This window comes from Mycobacterium sp. pV006, assembly GCF_041287115.1.
Taxonomy (GTDB): Bacteria; Actinomycetota; Actinomycetes; order Mycobacteriales; family Mycobacteriaceae; genus Mycobacterium.
Genome location: NZ_JBGGKT010000001.1, coordinates 211399 through 233094 on the forward strand (window position 1 = coordinate 211399; position 21696 = coordinate 233094).

The window sequence follows — 21696 nt, forward strand, 5'->3', positions numbered from 1 at the left end:
AAGAGGTGTTTGAGACAGCCGATTGGACGCACCGGGGCGAATACATCGCCAAGCACGGCACCAATCCCGATGCGGCCAATGAGGCGCTCGCCGATCCGGATCGGCTCGTGATCAATCCTGATCCCGCGTCGAAGTCCGGGCGTAGCGTGCGCATCATCGGCTTCTCGATCACCGCGCAGGCGGTCCTGACGGTCATCGTTGTTGACGACGCAGGGATCACTCACGGCGTCAATGCGTGGGAGGCCAATGCGCGTGATCTGCGGCTGTACAACGGTCGCTGATCGTCCACATCCACACTCACATTCACATCGACCCACACACGCACAGGAACCCCAAAATGGAATCAAGGACGGATCAGTCCGTATCGTCTCTGCTTGCTGAAGAAGCTGACGCGATCGACGAGGATCGGGATGCCCCGATCACCGAGAAGTCGACCGTGACGCGCGGTCATCGCCGCTCCAAGGTGTTGCAGATTCGGTTGAACGACGAGGAGCTCGCGGAGCTGGAGCGCCTCGCGGAGACCCGCGGGTTGCCGGCGTCAACGGTGGCCCGTGAGGCGATCCTGCGGCAGCTGCATCCGGAGGTGGCAAGGGAGACCGAAGCTACCCGCCTGATCAACCAGTTCGCGCAGTTCGTGCTTGAGTTCGGCTGTGACACGCCTGCCAGCGATAGTCGCCCCGACTTCGTCGCGACCACTTCGCCAGGCGGCCAAATCGTCGTTGAGACGAAGGGCGGCGTTCACAGGTCCGCGGTCAGCGGTGTCTTCGTGACCGAGTCGACGGTCCGCGCCGGCAAAAGCAAAAGGGTGACGACTTTGCGCGATGCCAAGACCGGACGGAAATCGAAGACTGACCGCGTGAAGTAGTGCGTCCGCGCCATGAAATTGGCGGGGCCAATCACACTAGAGGAGAAGTACACATGAGCAAGAGTGAATTCAAGATCAACCCGGCCGGCATGGCCAAGCTGCAGCGCGACCTTGAGAGAAAATTTTCGGGCGGCGTCAACATCCCACTGGGAGGCGACGAGGCCGCCGCAATCCGCGACGTTAAAAAGCAACTAACTGATCTTGGTGTGGAGCCCAACGACGCCGAGGTGCGACGTCTGGTTCGAGAAAAGCGCCGGGCGGTAAATCGGCACTCCCCGAGGAACAGCTAGAGCCGTTCACAATCGCGATTGACCTTGAAATCCAGCACGAGATCGACTTACGTCGTTAAAAGTAGCCCAGCTGGTACGACAAGGTTTGAGACGCCGCGACCGGGGCGGACGGCACAGCGGAGCGCCCGCCGAATGTCTGTCTCGTTTCTCTAGATATGAGACTTGGGCAAAGTGCGTTGCGTTGCGACGCTTGGCCCCGGCGGGTGAGGGGTAGCGTTTTCACTGCATCAGCCAATGGAGTGGTGACACATGCCGAAACGGTCAAACGATTTCCAACGCCTTATCGCGATGCTTACTCAGCTGTCGAGCGGCGGCGCCGCTGTGCATGAGTCCGTCGAGGTACTAGAGATCGCCTCTGGTCAACGACGCGAAGTAGATGTCGTGGCGCTCGGGGAGGTTGCCGGACATCAAACTACCGTGTTCATCGAATGCCGGGACTGGCAGCGCAAGCAAGACGTGCAATGGGTGGAGCAGGCCCGCACAAAGTTCGATGACCTGGGCGCGAATGTAAAGGTCCTTGTCTCGTCTAGCGGATTCACGAAGTCTGCCCTTCAGAAAGCTGCTCACTACGGCATCAAGACCATCAGTCCAGGCGAAATCACGGACGAATTCGTCGGTCGGTTAGTTAACAGCGTCAGCGAAATTCAATACCACCACTGGGTCACCTTGACGCTGAAAGCTGAGGCGGTCATTACACGCGACGGAGTCACGCAGCAGCAGGAGCTGCCTGGCAACGTTCCCGTTTGGCTCGCTGACGGCTCACAAGCCTCCCTTTTCGTCGACCTTGTGCAGCATGTCACGTCCAGTCATACACGCATGCACGACGACGAGTGGGACGAGATGTTCCGTACTGGCCTGGAAAAGTACGGCGAGGGCAAAGTGAAATTCGTCGCGACCGGCGACGGCCCGGCCCCGGTGTTCAATGGCCAAAAGGTCTATCTCAAGGGAATATCAAGCCAAAGCGGTGAAGAGGAGCTATTTGAGATCGCTAATGTGATTGTCCAATTCGAGGCGCAGAGAACAGTAGTGGATGTGGGCGTGACTCACGGGGAGTACGACGGCACCTACTTTTCTACCGGTAAAGGCGTTGTCGGCCGGGGCAACTCCCTGCAACTTGTGTGCACCGAGAACGTCGATGGAGAATTCGACCTGATGGGGCGGATTGACGGAACCGTGGAATCTCTCGGTCCGTTGATCGGGGCCACAATGGGCACCAAATCGGAACCACCCGTAGAAGCCGAAGAGTCGGCTCGCATCGTCGAGTAGAAGGTCAGTTTCGTCCGAGACAGGATCCGATCGACCTCGAATCTTTAGAAACGAGACACCTCGTGCGCCTTTTCCGCACTTGCGAGTGGTAAGTACGGCGCCCATCCGACCTAGGTCAGCCGCGGATCTGGGATTGCCCTGATCGCCATGAAGCCGGTCGGCTCGCGGCACAGCCTGGCGTACCGGTCCGCATCAATGTCAGCGGCTTGTGTGGTGGGGCGCGGTTCGAGGAGACGCTCAATCAGAAATCCCGCATGGTGTAGTTCTTCACAGGTCTGCTCCAGCGGTGACAACCAGTAGCGGACCTGCCACCCCCGGCTCCAGGTCTCTTCGATAATCCGCGCTTGAAAGTAGTTCCCGCCGTGGCGAAGCCAGTCACCGGCCGGATGCTGACGCGACATCACCAGCGCCCCGTCGGGCCGTAGAACCCGACGCAGCTCCCGCAGTGCCGCGGTCCGATCATCGACGTATTCAATGGCCAGCGCGAACAACACCCGATCCACCGACCCGTCGGGCAGCCAGTCCAGCGGAAGGGTCAAGTCATGGGTACGAAAATCGCCAGAAGGGATGCGCTGGCGACACAAATCGACCATCCGCGGGCTCTGGTCAAAACCGATGACCCGAGCACCCCGGGCGTCCAGCTCGGCCGCATAAAGCCCAGGGCCGCACGCGGCGTCCAAGACCACACGGCCGCTGACGTCACCCAACAGCGAAAGACAGGCTGGGCGGTCGTAGTGCGCGTTGTAAAAGCCGTCGCTCGCGTGCTCGAAGTACTCATCGGCGAACACCTCGTACTGGGGACCAGGGCCAACGGCATCAGGCATGAGACTCATCTCCAGCTAAACATTGGGGTCCGTGCGACGTAGCCAGGCGCCGCGCCGCGGCCCGGCCAGGTTGGACGGCGCGTCACTCCGTGGGGGTGGCTGCAGGCTCGAATGCCTCGCCAGCGTTGAACTCGTCTTCGAGGCGGTCGCACAGGTCAGCGATCGCCTTTCGGATGAACTTCTGCTGGTGACTGATGCCGGTGTAAGGCCGCGTCCACGAGATGGTGTTGACCATCCGTTCTTTTAACTCCACGGGCAACGACAGCAGGACGTCGGCGGACTTATGGCCACGGTCGCTTTGAGGCATCCGGACATTTTGCCTGCCGCTTGATCATGTTCGTACGTAGTTACCGAATTCATCAAGGCTCCCACTAAAGGCAGGCGGCCTATCCTTCGACTATGACGGACGAGGAAAGCGGCACCGGAAGTGGGTCCACTCGGCCGCGCCGCTTCGGTCAACGGACCGACCTTGTTATCCCGGATAACTTCGATGAACCCCTACCACCGGACGAAATCGAAGCGTGGGAAGCGCCTGACTTGGAATCCCACGTAGATGTTGCACACGAGAATCTTGGCGACGACTAGCTACCGACACTACGGGCCTTCACGTCGCTCCCGGAGCCGGAGGCCGTCCCCGCAGCTGGCGTCTGACCTGAATGCAAATCTCATCGGAACCGCTCGAAATTCGCCGCGAACTGACGACGACGGAAGACAAACGGCGAATTTAATGCCAATGCGCCTCAGGTGTTGGACTACGCGTCAGGCGTCGACATACGTTCAGCCCCATGACAGATCACCTCCGAGAAACGCAGCTCGGTCGTCAGGAACGCTCGACAAAACGAACACTTCGTGCTCGTTGTCTTTTGGCACACGCAGCTAGTTCCGCCCGCGACTCCGCTCCGTCCCTCCCTGGCCTATGAGCTGGAAGGCCCTTGATTGGGCGACTGATATCGACGACGTCGGCTCGCCGACAATGAGGCTGATCTTGATACTTCTTGCGAACAAGGCCGACGAGCGATTCTCCTGCTTTCCATCGGTCCGGACGCTCATGACGGAATCCTGCGCGGCGCGGAGCACAGTCCTCAACGCGCTGAACCTGCTCGAGCAGGCAGGGCTTATTACGCGAGTCGCCCAGTATCACGAATCCGGTGCACGAAGATCCAGCCGGTACTTCCTCAATCATCCGCAGGCACCTCACATGCAGGTCGGCCGAGATCCTGATAGCCCGGGTCCACCCGCCGGACGGGGGGTATCTCGCTGTGAGACAGGGGGGGTCCACGATCTGGACCCCCCGGGGGTCCGGCAGCCGGACGCCTTGAACCCCTCATTAGAACCCCATCCGAACCTGCAGATTTGTTGCGACTTATGCCGACTCCGTGGCGACTCAGCCGTCGAGAGATAGCGAAACTTTCACCCGCAGTTGAGCGAGCCTTCGCTGCAGGATGGACCGCGCCGAGCCTGATGGCTCACCTATCGCGAAGTTCAGAAGGCATCCGCCATCCAGCTGCAGTCCTGGCCCAGCGGCTTGCTCAGCTCCCGCAGCCACCCACCATTTCGCGCCAGCGTCGCAAACCATGGTGCGGCGAATGCGGAGACGATCGGTCGCGGACCATCAACATCACGCTCCCCGACGGCACAGACGAGGTGCAGTTCTGCCCTCGCTGCAGTCCCCAATTGAACCCACCGCGAACCAGACCAAACGTATCCCATGCCCAGCAATTGAAGGAGTGAACATCAAATGGAGAACAGCGTTTTCGACAGATTGCCGCTACTGCTCGCTGTCCCCCGGGCTGCAGAAATCCTGGGGATCAGTCGCGCATCCGCCTATCGGCTGGTGGCCACTGGGGAGCTCCCGTCGCGACGACTAGGCGGCCGCGTGTACGTAGTAACGGCTGAACTGCGCGAGTTCGTTGCTGCGTGATCATCCAGCACATGCGAAGGCGCGGACACGCCCCTCGCCGAGGCTAGTCAGTCGAATGGGGTGAAGGCTTTGTTCCGCGACGCTAAACACGTTGAGGCGATCGAATGTCGTTGTCGTATAACAGAACCCGCAGCGCTAATCATGCCACTGGAGTACAGTATTGCAAGCCGGTCGCCGAGCCGCCCACCTGACAACAGTCTGTCACCACGGTCAGTACGACGTGCCGGCGTCGAGCAGCTTCAACGGATCCCGACTATGTCATTGACACAGTCCGTAAGGGAATTCGTTGCAGGGGACTACAGCACCGATCGCCACCACCTCGAGTCGTTTCGAATTGATGATTAGCGCGAGCCACCTCTGACCACGTCACGACCGCCGCCCGCCAAATATCTTCGGCGCGAAATCGACCTCTAGCAAACCGCCACTCAAAGGACCAGCGATGAGCAGCAACGGCACAAATGAACAGCCGCAACGACGCACCCGCCGCGCTGAGCCCATCACCCGGAAGGTCGCCCGTAACGGCGAGGTGGCCTACACATTCCAGACCGACGTGGGCACCCGGCCCAACGGCAGCCGCGACCGGCAGCGGTTCACCTACCCCACCCTGGCCGAGGCCCGGCGCGAGTACCGGCGCATCACAACCGAGGCCGCCGCAGGCACATTCGTCAAACGTCACCAGGTCACCGCGGCGAAATATTTGACCGAATGGCTCGACGGCCGCCGCGATGTACGACCCAACACCCTTGCCGGGTACCGGTATTCGCTCAAGCCGGTGATCGACCACCTGGGTGCCATCCCCCTGCAACACCTACGGACCGCTGACATCGACGCCCTGGTGACGGTACGGCTTAGTGGTGCACCGGTGGCCCAGCGGGACAAGCGCGGGCGCCGCGCCGCGGAGGTCTTGACGCTCCTGCGGCAGCACGCTGACGGTGTGCAGTACGCCGACATTTACGCCGCGCTGGGCAATCCCGGCATCAAGGCACTGGACCGGCTGGTCGCCGCCGGGGAGGTATTGCGGCCTTGCCGTGGGCGTTACGTCGCCGCCAACCCAGCTGACCCCGAACGCCCCAAGGTGTCGGGCGGAGTCAGTGCCCGCACCGTTGTCACCATGTTGGTGGTGCTGTCGTCGGCTCTGGACGATGCAATAAAGCAAGGCCTCGTCGCCCGCAACGTCGCGAGGATGGTTAAGCGCCCGGCAGTTGAGCACCACGAGATGGCGACCTGGACGCCCGAGCAGGCGGCTAAGTTCCGCGACCATGTGCGCGACGACCGACTAGTAGCCTGCTGGCTGCTGACGCTGGCAGGGCTACGCCGGTCGGAGGTACTGGGGCTGCGGTGGTCGGACGTTGACTTCGGCGTTGGCACGGTGTCGGTGACCCAAGGCCGCGTGGTCGTCCCTGGTGCAGGCACGGTGACCGGTGACCCGAAGTCGAAACGGTCCCGACGCGCGCTGCCTATGCCCAACGACGTCATGGTCGCGCTCAAAGCGCTGAGGGTTCAGCAGGCCGAGAAACGGCTGGCGCTCGGTGCGGGGTATCCCGATACCGGCCTGGTCGCAATCAACGCCGACGGCTCCCCCATCCGGCCGGAAACTTACTCGGCCGAGTTTACTCGACGGGCGAGCGCCGCTGGCGTGCCGGCGATCCGCCTGCACGACGTCCGGCACACCGCGGCCACCATGCTGCTGGACGGCGGGACCACACCGTCGGCAACGGCCAAGTGGCTGGGTCATGACCCGGCCATCACGCTGCGGGTTTACGGACACGTGTACGACGACGCGCTGGCGGCAGCGGGCGATGCCCTGCTCGGCCGGTCGCGAGCCACGTAACGCCGGGGGTTATTTGGTCTCGGTGTCGGTCTGCTGGCGTAATTCGTGAATGAGGTTGTACGCCGGACGGAAGTGCGGCGGCACCGGTCCTCCAATAGCCACATCGCCGGTGTCCGCGCCCACCTCACCCTCGTAGAGCGCGCCTTCGACCACGAACTCCGTCACACGAACTGCCACGGGGTCGCTGAAAGTGCCTACTGGGAGTGCGATCTCATCAAGCTCGACAAGCGCATTGATGTAATGCAATGTCTCGATCGCGACCACCGCCATATGCGAGAACACGCCCACCGCGGCCCGATAACGCTCGGTGACATCGAAATAGCCCGTGCTGACTTCGTCGCCGTGCGCGACGTCCTGGTAGAGCCACGCATAGGCGAGGTCGATATCTGTAAACCGGCCCTTCCCGCCTTCACCGTTCTCGCCAGCAACATAGCTACTCCAGAACGCACGCGTGCGCGAAGTGCGGTCGGTCGCCTCGGTCCATTCTTCTCGAAGGTCGCGTGACGAGGCGCGCAGGCTCTTGTCCTCCATATTCGTCAAACGATCAAGGGCATCAAGAGCCTTCACCCAGTAGAGGCGGTCTGACGCCAGGGTGAACGCACGCACGCGGGTGGCCAGCGACTCGAACTGCACCTCATCCGGCAACCGGGTGCGCAGCGTGGCGGTGCCGTCACTCCGCACCTCCGCCTCGACCGGCACTCGCATCAGCTTCCGAAGGAGGTCGCCTGGCATCGGCTGCTCCTCACCCGCTTGGTCATCTAAAGCGAGCGGGTGCAGTGCGACGCGCCGAAGACGACGGACGAAGTCGGCCACCACCGAGGTGTCCTTCTCTCGCTGCCCTCGGGCGGTCATGCCTAGGACGGTAGGTCTCAGCTCCGACAAGGCAGAGTAGGCACGGCTCAGCTCCGCCGGCCGCCGGTTGGCACGCTCTTGGCACAGCGGGTGTTCTGCCGGTGAGTGAGACTCATCAGACATACAGGGCTCAACCTGCAATAACTTTGGTGGGCGCGGACGGTTTCGAACCGCCGACCGCTGGTGTGTAAAACCAGAGCTCTACCACTGAGCTACGCGCCCGATCCCGGGCAGGCTACACGCCGTCGGGCCCCGACCGGAAATCCAGCACCATCAGCGCACCGATGCGATCGCCGAGTGTGCGCTCTTGGCGGGAAAACGCCCGAAAGTCCGCCCTGAGCGCACAACCGGCGCTCAGAGCCCCAGCGCAGCCCTCGCCGCCGCGAACACCGCCGCGTCCCGCTCCTCGCCCGGCTGACGGCAGTCGGCGAACCGCACCACCCCCGACCGGTCGACGGCGAACGTACCCCGGTTGGCGAAGCCCGACGCGTCGTTGAACACGCCGTAGGCCTGGCTGACCGCACCGTGGGGCCAGAAGTCCGACAGCACCGGGAAGGTGAACCCGCGCTCGGTGGCCCACACCTTGTGCGTCGGCGACGGCCCCACCGAGATGGCCAGGGTAGCCAGCTCGTCGGTGACGAAGTCCGAGACATGGTCGCGGACGTGGTCGAGTTCGCGTTGGCAGATGCCGGTGAACGCGAGCGGAAAGAACACCAGCAGAACGCTTTTCACGCCGCGGAAGGCGCTGAGGGTGACCGGCTGGTTGTTCTGGTCCTTGAGGGTGAAGTCCGGGGCGCTGTCGCCGAGCGCCGGCATCAGGCCCGCCGGCCGGCAGCCTTGGACTTGGGTTGCACCAGCCGGCTGGCGATCCAGTCCCCCAGGTTGGCCGAGGACGTCTGCATCAGACCGGCCGTGGGCGCCGACTCGGCGATCTCGGCGGGCTGCACGTGCCCGGGTTTACCGGTCTTGGGAGTCACGACCCAGATGACACCGTCATCGGCGAGTGGCGTGATGGCGTCCATCAACGTGTCCACCAGATCCCCGTCGCCGTCGCGGTACCACAGCAGCACCACGTCGACGACTTCGTCGGCGTCTTCGTCGAGCAGCTCGCCGCCGCACGCGTCCTCGATGTCGGCCCGGATGTCGTCGTCGGTGTCCTCGTCCCAGCCCAACTCCTGGACAACCTGATCTTTTTGGATGCCCAGCCTTCGGGCGTAGTTCGGGGGGTCACCCGCCGACACCACGGTCGTTCCTCCTTCGGTCAGTTCCCAGCACACGGTGCGCTGGGCCACACACGCGCTCTATCGTCGCACGCCATCGCTCATCGGCAAGCGCAGTTCACCGGTAAGCCGCGTCGCAGCGATCCAACGCGACGGTCTTGGTGTCGTTGAGGCGTGCGATGGCGGCGTTGATCTCCACGATCGGATAGTTTCCGGCGATCGCGTTGGCCACCCCCCGCGCCGCGTCGATCCAGCTGGTGAGCGGGTCGCGCAGGTCGGTGGGCAGTTCGTCGGACAGGGTGGCGTTCACCAGGTCGGCGCTGTTGTTGAGGGCGTCGATGGCCGGGCCCATCACCGGTGCCGCGGCAGCCGGATCCTCGTTCAGCGCGGTGACGAACGTGTTGACCGCGCCCACCGCGTCGGCGCTGCTGGAGCTCAACTCCTCACACGAGCGCCGGATCGCCTCGGCGGTCAGCGTCGCCTGGCGTTCGGCTTCGCGGGCACGGGAACTGGCCACTGCCGCGGAGCTCGCCGCCGTCACCGAGGCCCGGTATTGGGCAGCTTCGGCGGGTGCGGCCCCGGCGCCCCCATCGGTGACCTGCGTACACCCGACCACCACCATCGCCAGCGCGGCGAAGATCCCGACGGCGAACGCGGCAATGCGCACCCTTGGGCGGCTCACCCAACCGTTCAGCACGCTGGCTGACGTTACCGTTTCACCCCCGGTTTGACCCGCGGGTTGGGCGCGTCGCGATCAGCTTCGTCGCAGCACCTGACCCGGTGACGCGAATGGGGCAGGATTGGACAAGGATAGGACGTACACGCGCCCCGACAGCAGACCCACTCGACGGGTGCGTGCACACCCACACCTCCCAACAAGGAGCGGAAGTTGACCACCGAGTTCGTGCGCCAGGACCTGGCCCAAAACTCCGGCAGCACAGGCGAACCCGATCGCGTTCGAGTCATTCGTGAAGGCGTCGCCTCGTATCTGCCCGACATCGATCCCGAGGAAACCGGCGAGTGGCTCGAGTCGTTCGACGCCATGCTCGAACGGTCCGGGCCTGCACGGGCGCGGTACCTGATGCTGCGACTGCTGGAACGATCCCGCGAGAAGCGGGTCGCGATCCCGGCGTTGACCTCCACCGACTACGTCAACACCATCCCGACCGAGCTCGAACCGTGGTTCCCCGGCGACGAGGAGGTCGAACGCCGCTACCGGGCCTGGATCCGGTGGAACGCCGCGATCATGGTGCACCGCGCGCAGCGGCCGGGTGTCGGCGTGGGCGGACATATCTCGACTTATGCGTCGTCGGCGGCGCTCTACGAGGTGGGCTTCAACCACTTCTTCCGCGGCAAGAGCCACCCGGCCGGCGGCGACCAGATCTTCATCCAGGGTCACGCCTCCCCCGGCATCTACGCGCGCGCCTACATGGAGGGGCGGCTGACCGCCGATCAACTCGACGGGTTCCGCCAAGAGCACAGCCATCCCGGCGGCGGGATCCCGTCCTACCCGCACCCCCGGCTCATGCCCGACTTCTGGGAGTTCCCCACGGTGTCGATGGGCCTGGGCCCGGCCAACGCGATCTACCAGGCGCGCTTCAACCAATATCTGCACGCGCGCGGCTTCAAGGACACCTCGGGCCAACATGTCTGGGCGTTCCTCGGCGACGGCGAGATGGACGAACCCGAAAGCCGCGGCCTGGCACACGTCGCCGCCCTGGAGGGCCTGGACAACCTCACGTTCGTCGTGAACTGCAACCTGCAGCGCCTCGACGGCCCGGTGCGCGGCAACGGCAAGATCATCCAGGAACTGGAGTCGTTCTTCCGCGGCGCGGGCTGGAACGTCATCAAGGTCGTCTGGGGCCGCGAGTGGGACGCGCTGCTGCACGCCGACCGCGACGGCGCGCTGGTCAACCTGATGAACACCACGCCCGACGGGGACTACCAGACCTACAAGGCCAACGACGGCGGCTACGTGCGCGACCACTTCTTCGCCCGCGACCCGCGCACCAAGGCGCTCGTGGAGCACATGAGCGACAGGGAAATCTGGAACCTCAAGCGCGGTGGTCACGACTACCGCAAGGTCTATGCGGCCTACCACGCGGCGCTGGAGCACAAGGGTCAGCCCACGGTCATCCTGGCCAAGACCATCAAGGGCTACACGCTGGGCAAGCACTTCGAGGGCCGTAACGCCACGCATCAGATGAAAAAGCTTGCGCTGCAAGACCTCAAGGACTTCCGCGACGTGCAGCGCATCCCGGTCAGCGACAAGGAACTCGAGGAGAACCCGTACCTGCCGCCGTACTACCACCCGGGACCGGAAGCCCCCGAGATCCGTTACATGCTCGACCGTCGGCGCGCGTTGGGCGGTTTCATCCCCGAGCGCAGAACCAAATCGAAGGCACTGCCGCTGCCGGGCCGCGACACCTACAAAGCGCTGAAGAAGGGTTCGGGCAAGCAGGAGGTCGCCACCACCATGGCGACCGTGCGGACGTTCAAGGAACTGCTGCGCGACAAGAACATCGGGCCGCGCATCGTGCCGATCATCCCGGACGAGGCCCGCACGTTCGGCATGGATTCATGGTTCCCGAACCTGAAGATCTACAACCGTCTGGGCCAGCTCTACACCTCCGTCGACGCCGAGCTGATGCTGGCGTACCGGGAGAGCGAAGCCGGCCAGATCCTGCACGAGGGCATCAACGAGGCCGGCTCGACGGCCAGCTTCACCGCCGTCGGCACGTCGTATGCCACCCACAACGAGCCGATGATCCCGATCTACATCTTCTATTCGATGTTCGGGTTCCAACGCACCGGCGACGCGTTCTGGGCCGCCGCCGACCAGATGGCGCGCGGGTTCGTGCTGGGCGCCACCGCCGGGCGCACCACGCTGGTCGGTGAGGGTCTGCAGCACGCCGACGGGCATTCGCTGTTGTTGGCCGCGTCGAACCCGGCGGTCGTCGCCTACGACCCGGCGTTCGCCTACGAGATCGCCTACATCATCGAGAGCGGTCTGGAACGGATGTACGGGCCTGACCCGGAGAACGTCTACTTCTATATGACGATCTACAACGAGCCCTACGTCCAGCCCGCCGAGCCCGACGGTCTGGATGTCGACGGTCTGCTGCGCGGCATCTACCGGTACCGGCCGGCACCGGAGAAGCGCAGCCACGTCGCCCAGATCCTGGCCTCGGGCGTGGCGATGCCCTCGGCGCTGAAGGCCGCCGAGATGCTGGCCGATGAGTGGGACGTCGCCGCCGATGTGTGGTCGGTGACCAGCTGGAACGAACTGAACCGCGACGGCGTGCACATCGAGCAGCAGACGCTGCGGTACCCGGACAAGGACGCCGGCACCCCGTACGTCACCAAAGCGCTGGCGGATGCCGCCGGACCGGTGGTGGCGGTGTCGGACTGGATGCGCGCGGTGCCCGAGCAGATCCGGCCGTGGGTGCCCGGCACCTACATCACGCTGGGCACCGACGGGTTCGGGTTCTCCGACACCCGGCCCGCGGCGCGCCGCTACTTCAACACCGACGCCGAATCGGTGGTGGTCGGCGTCCTGCAGGGGCTGGCCCGCGACGGCAACATCGACGCTTCCCTTGCCGTCGAGGCGGCCAAGAAGTACGAGATCGACGATGTGATGGCGGCGCCGGAGCAGATGTCGGATCCCGGAGTCGCGTAGCGACGACATCGGGCTTGAGAGTCGCGTAGCGACGACATCGGGCCTGAGCGTCGCCCCTTGGAGGTTTTCGCCAGAAAACAGGCGTAGCTTTTAGGGATGCCCGACAACCGGTTCATACCGCCTCGCTCCACGGTGGAAATGCTGGAGAACGTCCCCGAGTCGGCGCTGCGTCGACTCAAGCAGTACTCCGGCCGTCTGGCGACGGAGGCCGTCCAGGCCATGGGGGAACGGCTGCCGTTCTTCGCCGAGTTGGAGGCCTCGCAGCGCGCCAGCGTGCAGCTGGTGGTGCAGACGGCGGTGGTGAACTTCGTCGAGTGGATGCGCCACCCCGACAGCAACGTCAGCTACACCGCGCAGGCCTTCGAGGTCGTTCCGCAGGATCTGCGCCGGCGGATCGCGCTGCGCCAATCGGTCGAGATGGTGCGTGTGACCATGGAGTTCTTCGAGGAATTCGTGCCCCTGCTGGCCCGCAGCGAGGAACAGCTGACCGCGCTGACCGTCGGCATCCTGCGCTACAGCCGTGACCTGGCGTTCGCCGCCGCGACCGCTTACGCCGATCAGGCCGAGGCGCGCGGCGCGTGGGACACCAGGATGGAGGCCAACCTGGTCGACGCGGTGGTGCGCGGCGACGTCGGTTCGGGCCTGCAGTCCCAGGCGGCGGCGCTGAACTGGGACGCCACCGCGCCGGCCACCGTCATCGTCGGGATGCCGCACCCCGACCGCGCCGAGTTCGCCGGTGACGACGTCCACGACGTCGCCAACCGGCACCAGCGGTCGGCGCTGGCCGACGTGCACGGCACCTGGCTGGTGGCGATCGTCTCCGGCGGACTGTCCCCGACCGACCGGTTCCTGGCCGACCTGATGCAAGCGTTCGGCGACGGTCCGGTGGTGGTCGGCCCGACGGCCGCGTCGCTGGCCGCGGCCAATCGCAGCGCGACGGAGGCCATCGCGGGGATGAACGCGGTGGCCGGTTGGGCGGGCGCACCGCGGCCGGTGCCCGCGCGCGAGCTCCTCCCGGAGCGTGCGCTGCTGGGTGACGTCACCGCGGCGACCGCACTCGAAGCCGAGGTGATGCGGCCGTTGTCAGACGCCGGACCGGCCCTGATGGAGACGTTGGACGCGTATCTGGACTCCGGCGGAGCCATAGAAGCTTGTGCACGCAAATTGTTCATACATCCAAATACGGTGCGGTACCGACTGCGCCGGATCGCCGACTTCACCGGCCGGGATCCCACGGTTCCGCGGGATGCGTACGTGCTGCGGGTGGCCTCCACGATCGGCCGATTGCACCGGCATGTGCATTCCAGCGCCGCGAGCGAAGCGCGATTCGGGCAGCTCAAAGGTGTTGCGCCGGTCACACCTGATCGCGATCCCGCACAGTGAGATATTGCATAGCGGTCTCGATGACGTCGCATCACATGCTGTTTTGTGGGGTACCTACAAAAACATAAGAAAGAGTTCATAGTCTCTTACACCCTGCAAAACCGTCTTCACAATGTTTTCTTAAAGACGTGCCTGACAAGACTGTGCTTGCATTCCTCGCGCCCGGACAGGGCTCCCAGACCCCCGGCATGCTCGCCGAGTGGGTCGAGCTCCCCGGTGCCGCGCAGCGGATCGCAGCGTGGTCGGAGATCAGCGGGCTGGACCTGAGCCGTCTGGGCACCACCGCTACCGCCGAGGAGATCACCGACACGGCGGTGACGCAGCCGCTGGTCGTGGCGGCCACGCTGCTGGCCTACGAAGAACTTCTCAACCGCGGAGTGCTGACCGGCGACGAGGAGATCGTCGCCGCCGGTCACTCGGTCGGTGAGATCGCCGCCTACGCGATCGCCGGCGTCATCTCCGCCGACGAGGCGGTCTCGCTGGCCGCAACCCGCGGTGCGGAGATGGCCAAGGCCTGCGCGTTGGAGCCCACCGGCATGTCGGCGCTGCTCGGCGGCGACGAACAAGAAGTGCTGGCGCGTCTCGAAGCGCTCGACCTGGTCCCCGCCAACCGCAACGCGGCCGGACAGATCGTGGCCGCCGGAGCGCTGGCCGCGCTGGAGAAGCTCGCCGAGGATCCGCCGGCCCGCGCCCGGGTCCGGCCGCTGGCCACCGCCGGCGCGTTCCACACCCAGTACATGGCCTCGGCCCTGGACGGGTATGCCACTGTGGCCGACCGCATCAACCCCTCGGAGCCCAGCGCGACGCTGCTGTCGAACGCCGACGGCCGGCCGGTGTCCTCAGCCGCCGATGCGATGGCCAAGCTGGTGGCGCAGATGACCAAGCCGGTGCGGTGGGATCTGTGCACCGCCACGATGAAGGAACGCGGGGTGACCGCGCTGGTGGAATTCCCCCCGGCCGGCACGCTGACCGGCATCGCGAAACGCGAACTGAAGGGGATCCCGACGTACCCCGTCAAGACCCCTGCAGACCTGGACGGGCTCGCCGAGGCGCTGCGCGCCTGAGCCCGCGACAAGTTCATATCTCGATTTCACCGTTCGAAGTAACAACCAAAAGATAGAAGGAGCCACCGTGCCCGCCACTCAGGAAGAAATCATCGCCGGCCTCGCCGAGATCATCGAAGAGGTCACCGGTATCGAGCCTTCGGAGGTCACCCCGGAGAAGTCGTTCGTCGACGACCTGGACATCGACTCGCTGTCGATGGTGGAGATCGCCGTGCAGACCGAGGACAAGTACGGCGTGAAGATCCCCGACGAGGACCTCGCCGGTCTGCGCACCGTCGGTGACGTCGTCGCCTACATCCAGAAGCTCGAGGAAGAGAACCCCGAAGCTGCTGCTGCCATCCGCGCTCAGATCCAGGGCGACAAGTGACCCGTCCTTCCACTGCTAACGGCGGTTTCCCCAACGTTGTGGTGACCGCGGTCGAGGCCACCACTTCGCTTGCTGCGGACATCGACAGCACGTGGAAGGGCCTACTGGCGGGCGAAAGCGGCATCCGCATCCTGGAGGACGAGTTCGTCGACAAGTGGGACCTTCCGGTGCGTATCGGTGGTCACCTCGTCGACAACGTCGACAGCCACATGACGCGCATCGACATGCGCCGCATGTCCTATGTGCAGCGCATGTCGAAGCTGCTGGCCGGTCGGTTGTGGGAGACCGCGGGCAAGCCCGAGGTCGATCCGGACCGGTTCGCCGTGATCATCGGCACCGGCCTGGGTGGCGGCGAGAAGATCGTCGAGACCTACGACGCGATGAACGAGGGCGGCCCCCGCAAGGTGTCCCCGCTGGCTGTTCAGATGATCATGCCCAACGGTGCGGCGGCGGTCGCCGGGCTCGAGCTGGGCGCCCGCGCCGGGGTCATCACCCCGGTGTCGGCGTGCTCGTCGGGCTCGGAGGCGATCGCACACGGCTGGCGTCAGATCGTCATGGGTGACGCGGACTTCGCAGTCGTGGGCGGCGTGGAAGGCGGCATCGAGGCGCTGCCCATCGCGGCGTTCTCGATGATGCGCGCCATGTCGACCCGCAACGACGAGCCGGAGAAGGCGTCGCGGCCGTTCGACAAGAACCGCGACGGCTTCGTGTTCGGCGAGGCCGGTGCGCTGATGATCATCGAGACCGAGGAACATGCCAAGGCCCGCGGCGCCAAGCCGCTGGCCCGACTCATGGGCGCCGGCATCACCTCCGACGCGTTCCACATGGTGGCCCCGGCCGCCGACGGTCAGCGTGCGGGTGCGGCGATGAAGCGGGCGATGGAGACGGCCGGGTTGTCCCCCAAGGACATCAGCCACGTCAACGCGCACGCCACTGCCACCCCGATCGGTGACACCGCGGAGGCCAACGCCATCCGCGTCGCCGGTGTGGAGCACGCCGCGGTGTACGCACCGAAGTCGGCCCTGGGCCACTCGATCGGTGCCGTGGGTGCGTTGGAGTCGGTGCTGACCGTGCTGGCGTTGCGTGACGGCGTCATCCCGCCGACGCTCAACTACGAAACCCCGGACCCGGAGATCGATCTCGATGTCGTTGCGGGCGAGCCTCGGTATGGCGACTACCAGTACGCCATCAACAACTCGTTCGGCTTCGGCGGCCACAATGTCGCTCTGGCCTTCGGTCGCTACTAGGAACACCAGCGTCTGAACCGGACCCGCAGAAAGGACGCGCGCTTCGACATGGCAACGCCGACAACAGGTAGCGGGCTGCCCGATGTGGTGGTCACCGGTATCGCGATGACGACGAGTGTCGCCACCGATGCCGAAGCAACCTGGAAGGCGTTGCTGGACGGGAAGAGCGGCATCCGGCTGCTCGACGATCCGTTCGTCGAGGAGTTCGATCTGCCGGTCCGCATCGGCGGACATCTGCTGGAGGAGTTCGACGGGCAACTGACCGACGACGAGAACCAGCGGATGTCCTATCCGCAGAAGATGGCCACGGTGCTCGGCCGGCGGGTCTGGGCCGACGCCGGGTCCCCGGAGGTCGACTCCCGTCGACTGTTGGTGTCGATCGGGACCGGTCTCGGCGGCGCCGAGGCGCTGGTCTTCGCCTACGACGGGATGCGCGACGAAGGCATCGGCGCGGTGTCCCCGCAGGCGGTCCAGATGTACATGCCCAACGGCCCTTCGGCGGTCGTCGGGCTCGAACGCGGCGCCCAGGCCGGTGTGGTCACACCGGTCTCGGCGTGCGCGTCCGGTTCGGAGGGCATCGCGCAGGCCTGGCGCAGCATCGTGCTGGGCGAGGCCGACATCGCCATCTGCGGCGGTGTGGAGCAGCGGATCGAGGCGGTGCCCATCGCGGGTTTCGCGCAGATGCGCATCGTGATGTCCACCAACAACGACGACCCCGCCGGTGCGTGCCGTCCGTTCGACAAGGACCGTGACGGCTTCGTGTTCGGCGAGGGTGGCGCGCTCATGGTTATCGAAACCGAGCAGCACGCAAAAGCAAGGGGTGCAAGGATTCTGGCTCGCCTCATGGGGGCCAGCGTCACCTCGGACGGCTATCACATGGTGGCCCCCGACCCCAATGGGGAACGTGCCGGGTATGCGATGTCGCGGGCGATCCAGCTCGCCGGGCTGACCGCCTCCGACATCGACCACGTCAACGCCCACGCCACCGGCACGACCGTCGGTGATGTCGCCGAAGGCCAGGCGATCAACCTCGCGATGGGTGGGCATCGGCCCGCGGTGTACGCACCGAAGTCGGCGCTGGGCCATTCGGTCGGTGCGGTCGGCGCGGTCGAATCGATCCTGACCGTGCAGGCGCTGCGCGACGGCGTCGTCCCCCCCACACTGAACTTGAAGAATCTCGACCCCGAGATCGACCTCGACGTCGTCGCCGATGCGGCACGTCCCGGTAATTACCAGTACGCCATCAACAACTCTTTCGGATTCGGCGGGCACAACGTCGCACTCGCCTTCGGGAAGTACTGACAGCAGGAGAATTCATGACGACAATCGAAAACCGGCTGGGGCCCGAAGCAGTCAGCGAATCGGTCGACCCGCGTGACCCGCTGCTGCGTCTGGCGACGTTCTTCGACGACGACAGTGTCGAGCTGCTTCACGAGCGCGACAAGTCGGGCGTGCTGGCCGCTGCGGGCACCGTCAACGGTGTGCGCACCATCGCGTTCTGCACCGACGGGACCGTCATGGGCGGCGCCATGGGTGTCGACGGTTGCAAGCACATCGTCGATGCCTACGACGTGGCCATCGAGGAGCAGAGCCCGATCGTGGGCATCTGGCATTCCGGTGGCGCCCGCCTGGCCGAGGGTGTGCGCGCGCTGCACGCGGTGGGCCAGGTGTTCGAGGCCATGATCCGTGCGTCGGGTTACATCCCGCAGATCTCGGTGGTCGTGGGATTCGCGGCGGGCGGCGCGGCCTACGGGCCGGCCCTGACCGACGTCATCGTGATGGCGCCCGACAGCAAGGTGTTCGTCACCGGGCCCGACGTGGTGCGCAGCGTGACCGGCGAGGACGTCGACATGGTCTCCCTCGGCGGTCCGGAGGCCCACCACAAGAAGTCCGGTGTGTGCCACATCGTCGCCGACGACGAGCTCGACGCCTACGAGCGCGGCCGTCGCCTGGTCGGATTGTTCTGCCAGCAGGGTCATTTCGACCGCAGCAAGGCCGAAGCCGGGGACACCGACCTCAAGGCGCTGCTGCCCGAGTCGGCGCGGCGCGCCTACGACGTGCATCCGCTGATCGACGCGCTGCTCGACGAGGGTGTGCCGTTCGACGAGTTCCAGTCGAAGTGGGCTCCGTCGATCGTGGTCGGTCTGGGCCGGTTGGCCGGTCGCACCGTCGGCGTGATCGCCAACAACCCGTTGCGTCTCGGCGGCTGCCTGAACTCCGAAAGTGCGGAGAAGTCCGCACGTTTCGTGCGGCTGTGCGACGCGTTCGGAATCCCCTTGGTGGTCGTCGTCGACGTGCCCGGTTACCTGCCGGGTGTCGACCAGGAGTGGGGTGGCGTGGTGCGCCGCGGCGCGAAGCTGCTGCACGCGTTCGGTGAGTCCTCGGTGCCGCGCGTGACGCTGGTGACCCGCAAGATCTACGGTGGCGCCTACATCGCGATGAACTCGCGTTCGCTGAACGCCACCAAGGTCTTCGCGTGGCCGGACGCCGAGGTCGCCGTGATGGGCGCCAAAGCCGCGGTCGGCATCCTGCACAAGAAGAAGCTCGCCGCCGTCGAGGACCCCGCCGAGCGCGAGGCGCTGCACGAGTCGCTGGCCGTCGAGCACGAGAGGATCGCCGGCGGTGTGGATTCGGCGATCGAGATCGGTGTGGTCGACGAGAAGATCGACCCCGCGCACACCCGGTCGCGGCTGACCCAGGCGCTGGCCGAGGCCCCGCTGCGCCGCGGCCGGCACAAGAACATCCCGCTGTAGATCCTCAACTCGCTTCGGCGAGGATCTCCTCGGCGGCTGCCTGTGCGCGTTCGCGGTCCTGGGCCACCAGACCGATCCGGGTGCGACGGTCGAGAATGTCGTCGACGGTCAGCGCGCCCTCGTGGGTGACCGCATACTCGAATTCCGCGCGGGTGACGTCGATGCCGTCGGCGACCCGCTCGGTGGGCCGGTCGCCACTGGCCTGGGCGATCACGTTCGCCGATTCGGCGCCGTATCGGGCCAGCAGCGATCCGGGTAGCTCCACCGGAGTACGCAGTGTGGCAACGGGATTGGATGGCGCCCCGACCAGCGGGACGTTGCGGGTGCGGCACGGTCCGGCGCGCAGCCCGCGCAGGGTCACGGCACGATCGAGGACGTCCTCGGCCATGTGCCGGTATTCGGTGAGTTTCCCTCCGATGATCGTGAGCACACCGGACGATGACTCCGTGACCGCATGCTCGCGTGAGATGTCGGCGGTGCGCCCGGCGCCGGTGTCGATCAGGGGACGCAGCCCCGCGTAGGCGCCGCGGACGTCGGCCGTGCTGAGCTCCGTCTGCAGCGCGGTGTTGACGGTGTCGAGCAGGAACGCGATCTCCTCCGAGGTGGGTTCGGGCACGTCGGGCACCGGCCCCGGCGCATCCTCGTCGGTCAGCCCGAGGTAGACGCGGCCGAGTTGCTCGGGCATCGCGAAGACGAATCGGTTGATCTCCCCCGGGATCGGAACCGTCAGTGCCGCAGTGGGATTGCCGAACGCTGCCGCATCGAAGACCAGGTGCGTGCCCCGGCTGGGGCGCAGTTTGATCGACGGGTCCACCTGGCCGGCCCACACGCCCGTGGCGTTGATGACGCTGCGCGCGGCGATCTCGAGCGTCTCACCGGAGAGCTGATCGCAGACGGTGACCGAGGTACCGGTGGCGGCGACGGCCGCGACACGGGTCAGGATCATCGCGCCGTGCTGGGCGGCGGTGCGCGCCACCGCGGTGACCAGGCGGGCGTCGTCGACGAGTTGCCCGTCGTAGGCCAGGAATCCGCCGTCGAGTCCGTCGCGGCGCACCGTGGGCACCAGGTCCACCGCGCGCCCGGCGTCGACGCGCCGCGACCGCGGCAGCGTGGCCGCCGGTGTCCCGGCGAGCTTGCGCAACCCGTCGCCGGCGGCGAACCCGAACCGCACCAACGCCCGCGACGCGGTGTTCATCTGCGGCAACAGCGGCACCAGCTGCGGCATGGCCTTGACCAGGTGGGGGGCGTTGCGGGTCATCAGGATTCCGCGCTCGACCGCACTGCGGCGCGCGATGCCGACGTTGCCGGTGGCCAGGTAGCGCAGACCGCCGTGCACGAGCTTGGAGCTCCACCTGCTGGTGCCGAACGCCAGGTCGTGCTTCTCGATCAGCGCCACCGACAGTCCCCGGGTGGCGGCGTCCAACGCGATGCCGGTTCCGGTGATCCCGCCGCCGATGACGACGACGTCGACGGTCGACCGGTCGCCGAGGCGCTGGAGTTCGGTGGTCCGCCGGGCGGCGTTGAGGGCTGTGGTCATGGTTTGAGGTATCCGCTCAGGGCTCGTTGCAGTTCGGCGTCGAGCGCGTCTGCGTCCAGCAGATGATCGACCATCTGTGCCGATTGGATCGTCGACTGGGTGATCAGCAGGCACATGGCCGCCATGCCTTGCGGGTCCCCGCAACGGACGCTGCCGTCGCGCTGTCCGGCTTCGATCGCGCCGGCCAGGGCGTCGATGAGGATCTGCTGACTGGTGCCCAGCCGGTCGGCGATGTAGGTCATCGCGATCGTCGGGGCGTCGCGGATCACCGCCATCACCACGTCGTCGCTGCGGACGTGGCGGGCGACGGCGATCACCCGCGCCACCGTCGCCTCGCGACTGGCGCCCGTCTCGGGGACCTCGTCGAGCACTCCCGCGATCCGGGTGGTCAGCAGTTCGGCCAGCACGAAGCGGACGTCAGACCAGCGGCGGTAGATCGTCGGTCTGCTGACGCGGGCGCGCCGCGCGATTTCGGTCATGGTGACGCGTTCCACGCCATGGGTCAACACGCAGTCCGCCGCCGCGGCGAGGATCCGTTCCTCGACCGACGAATCGGAGTTACGGATTGACATCATGTGTAAGACTGTAACGCATGAG

At 65.7% G+C, this 21696-nt stretch carries 22 protein-coding genes and 1 tRNA gene; 14 read left to right on the forward strand and 9 right to left on the reverse strand.

The annotated features are described in order from the left end of the window. The first annotated feature begins 5 nt into the window (after positions 1-5). The 4 genes from ACAG25_RS01015 to ACAG25_RS01030 all read left to right on the forward strand — a co-directional run bounded on the left by ACAG25_RS01015 (position 6) and on the right by ACAG25_RS01030 (position 2421). Positions 6-281, forward strand: coding sequence for a transposase (locus ACAG25_RS01015; RefSeq protein WP_370486425.1), 276 nt, complete (start codon positions 6-8; stop codon positions 279-281). A gap of 56 nt (positions 282-337) precedes the next feature. Beyond that, complete coding sequence (locus tag ACAG25_RS01020) at positions 338-865, forward strand: CopG family transcriptional regulator (protein ID WP_370486426.1); 528 nt, start codon at positions 338-340, stop codon at positions 863-865. A 53-nt stretch (positions 866-918) separates the two neighbouring features. Next, positions 919-1155, forward strand: coding sequence for a hypothetical protein (locus ACAG25_RS01025; RefSeq protein ID WP_370486427.1), 237 nt, complete (start codon positions 919-921; stop codon positions 1153-1155). Positions 1156-1404: 249 nt separating this feature from the next. Further along, positions 1405-2421 (forward strand): restriction endonuclease, encoded by a 1017-nt coding sequence (locus ACAG25_RS01030; protein ID WP_370486428.1) that lies wholly within the window; start codon positions 1405-1407, stop codon positions 2419-2421. 110 nt (positions 2422-2531) lie between these two features. On the opposite strand, the gene ACAG25_RS01035 is transcribed toward ACAG25_RS01030, so the two are convergent. Beyond that, positions 2532-3245 (reverse strand): class I SAM-dependent methyltransferase, encoded by a 714-nt coding sequence (locus ACAG25_RS01035; RefSeq protein ID WP_370486429.1) that lies wholly within the window; start codon positions 3243-3245, stop codon positions 2532-2534. Between the two features lie 82 nt (positions 3246-3327). Next, positions 3328-3552 carry a hypothetical protein gene (locus tag ACAG25_RS01040; RefSeq protein ID WP_370486430.1) on the reverse strand — a complete coding sequence of 75 codons (225 nt, stop codon included), beginning with the start codon at positions 3550-3552 and terminating at the stop codon, positions 3328-3330. Between the two features lie 666 nt (positions 3553-4218). Between ACAG25_RS01040 and ACAG25_RS01045 the strand changes: the two genes are divergently transcribed. The 3 genes from ACAG25_RS01045 (at position 4219) to ACAG25_RS01055 (ending at position 6997) form a co-directional block, all read left to right on the forward strand. Continuing rightward, complete coding sequence (locus ACAG25_RS01045; RefSeq protein ID WP_370486826.1) at positions 4219-4647, forward strand: helix-turn-helix domain-containing protein; 429 nt, start codon at positions 4219-4221, stop codon at positions 4645-4647. A 336-nt stretch (positions 4648-4983) separates the two neighbouring features. Then, a complete protein-coding gene (locus tag ACAG25_RS01050; RefSeq protein ID WP_370486431.1) occupies positions 4984-5166 on the forward strand; it encodes a helix-turn-helix domain-containing protein in 183 nt (60 codons plus the stop codon). Between the two features lie 439 nt (positions 5167-5605). Then, a complete protein-coding gene (locus ACAG25_RS01055; RefSeq protein WP_370486432.1) occupies positions 5606-6997 on the forward strand; it encodes a tyrosine-type recombinase/integrase in 1392 nt (463 codons plus the stop codon). Between the two features lie 9 nt (positions 6998-7006). On the opposite strand, the gene ACAG25_RS01060 is transcribed toward ACAG25_RS01055, so the two are convergent. From ACAG25_RS01060 to ACAG25_RS01080, 5 genes are all read right to left on the reverse strand, one after another. Beyond that, positions 7007-7849 carry a hypothetical protein gene (locus ACAG25_RS01060; RefSeq protein ID WP_370486433.1) on the reverse strand — a complete coding sequence of 281 codons (843 nt, stop codon included), beginning with the start codon at positions 7847-7849 and terminating at the stop codon, positions 7007-7009. Positions 7850-7996: 147 nt separating this feature from the next. Next, positions 7997-8071: transfer RNA gene (locus tag ACAG25_RS01065), tRNA-Val, on the reverse strand. 132 nt (positions 8072-8203) lie between these two features. Continuing rightward, positions 8204-8665, reverse strand: a complete 462-nt coding sequence (locus ACAG25_RS01070; protein WP_370486434.1) for a peroxiredoxin — start codon at positions 8663-8665, stop codon at positions 8204-8206. Next, a complete protein-coding gene (locus ACAG25_RS01075; protein WP_370486827.1) occupies positions 8665-9093 on the reverse strand; it encodes a DUF3052 domain-containing protein in 429 nt (142 codons plus the stop codon). The genes ACAG25_RS01070 and ACAG25_RS01075 overlap by 1 nt, the downstream gene beginning before the upstream one ends. Before the next feature lie 94 nt (positions 9094-9187). Beyond that, positions 9188-9766 (reverse strand): hypothetical protein, encoded by a 579-nt coding sequence (locus ACAG25_RS01080; protein WP_370486435.1) that lies wholly within the window; start codon positions 9764-9766, stop codon positions 9188-9190. Positions 9767-9958: 192 nt separating this feature from the next. Between ACAG25_RS01080 and aceE the strand changes: the two genes are divergently transcribed. The 7 genes from aceE (at position 9959) to ACAG25_RS01115 (ending at position 19562) form a co-directional block, all read left to right on the forward strand. Then, a complete protein-coding gene (gene aceE / locus ACAG25_RS01085; RefSeq protein WP_370486436.1) occupies positions 9959-12748 on the forward strand; it encodes a pyruvate dehydrogenase (acetyl-transferring), homodimeric type in 2790 nt (929 codons plus the stop codon). A gap of 96 nt (positions 12749-12844) precedes the next feature. Next, entirely contained in the window at positions 12845-14131 is a 1287-nt protein-coding gene (locus ACAG25_RS01090; protein WP_370486437.1) for a PucR family transcriptional regulator, read from the forward strand. Between the two features lie 143 nt (positions 14132-14274). Beyond that, positions 14275-15195, forward strand: a complete 921-nt coding sequence (locus ACAG25_RS01095; RefSeq protein WP_370486828.1) for an ACP S-malonyltransferase — start codon at positions 14275-14277, stop codon at positions 15193-15195. A 67-nt stretch (positions 15196-15262) separates the two neighbouring features. Beyond that, the gene (gene acpM / locus ACAG25_RS01100) at positions 15263-15562 is read left to right on the forward strand and encodes a meromycolate extension acyl carrier protein AcpM (RefSeq protein ID WP_370486438.1); all 300 of its coding nucleotides are present in this window, start codon (positions 15263-15265) and stop codon (positions 15560-15562) included. Beyond that, positions 15559-16809 (forward strand): 3-oxoacyl-ACP synthase KasA, encoded by a 1251-nt coding sequence (gene kasA, locus ACAG25_RS01105; protein WP_370486439.1) that lies wholly within the window; start codon positions 15559-15561, stop codon positions 16807-16809. The genes acpM and kasA overlap by 4 nt, the downstream gene beginning before the upstream one ends. Positions 16810-16857: 48 nt before the next feature. Next, positions 16858-18111: a 3-oxoacyl-ACP synthase KasB gene (gene kasB / locus ACAG25_RS01110; RefSeq protein ID WP_370486441.1), complete on the forward strand. Its 1254-nt coding sequence runs from the start codon at positions 16858-16860 to the stop codon at positions 18109-18111. A 14-nt stretch (positions 18112-18125) separates the two neighbouring features. After that, positions 18126-19562 (forward strand): acyl-CoA carboxylase subunit beta, encoded by a 1437-nt coding sequence (locus tag ACAG25_RS01115; protein ID WP_370486442.1) that lies wholly within the window; start codon positions 18126-18128, stop codon positions 19560-19562. Positions 19563-19566: 4 nt separating this feature from the next. Here ACAG25_RS01115 and ACAG25_RS01120 read toward each other — a convergent pair whose 3' ends face one another. Together ACAG25_RS01120 and ACAG25_RS01125 are read right to left on the reverse strand one after the other, a co-directional pair. Then, on the reverse strand, positions 19567-21099 hold the full coding sequence (locus ACAG25_RS01120; RefSeq protein WP_370486443.1) for a glycerol-3-phosphate dehydrogenase/oxidase: 1533 nt from the start codon (positions 21097-21099) through the stop codon (positions 19567-19569). After that, positions 21096-21674, reverse strand: a complete 579-nt coding sequence (locus ACAG25_RS01125; RefSeq protein ID WP_370486445.1) for a TetR/AcrR family transcriptional regulator — start codon at positions 21672-21674, stop codon at positions 21096-21098. The genes ACAG25_RS01120 and ACAG25_RS01125 overlap by 4 nt, the downstream gene beginning before the upstream one ends. Positions 21675-21696 lie beyond the last annotated feature (22 nt).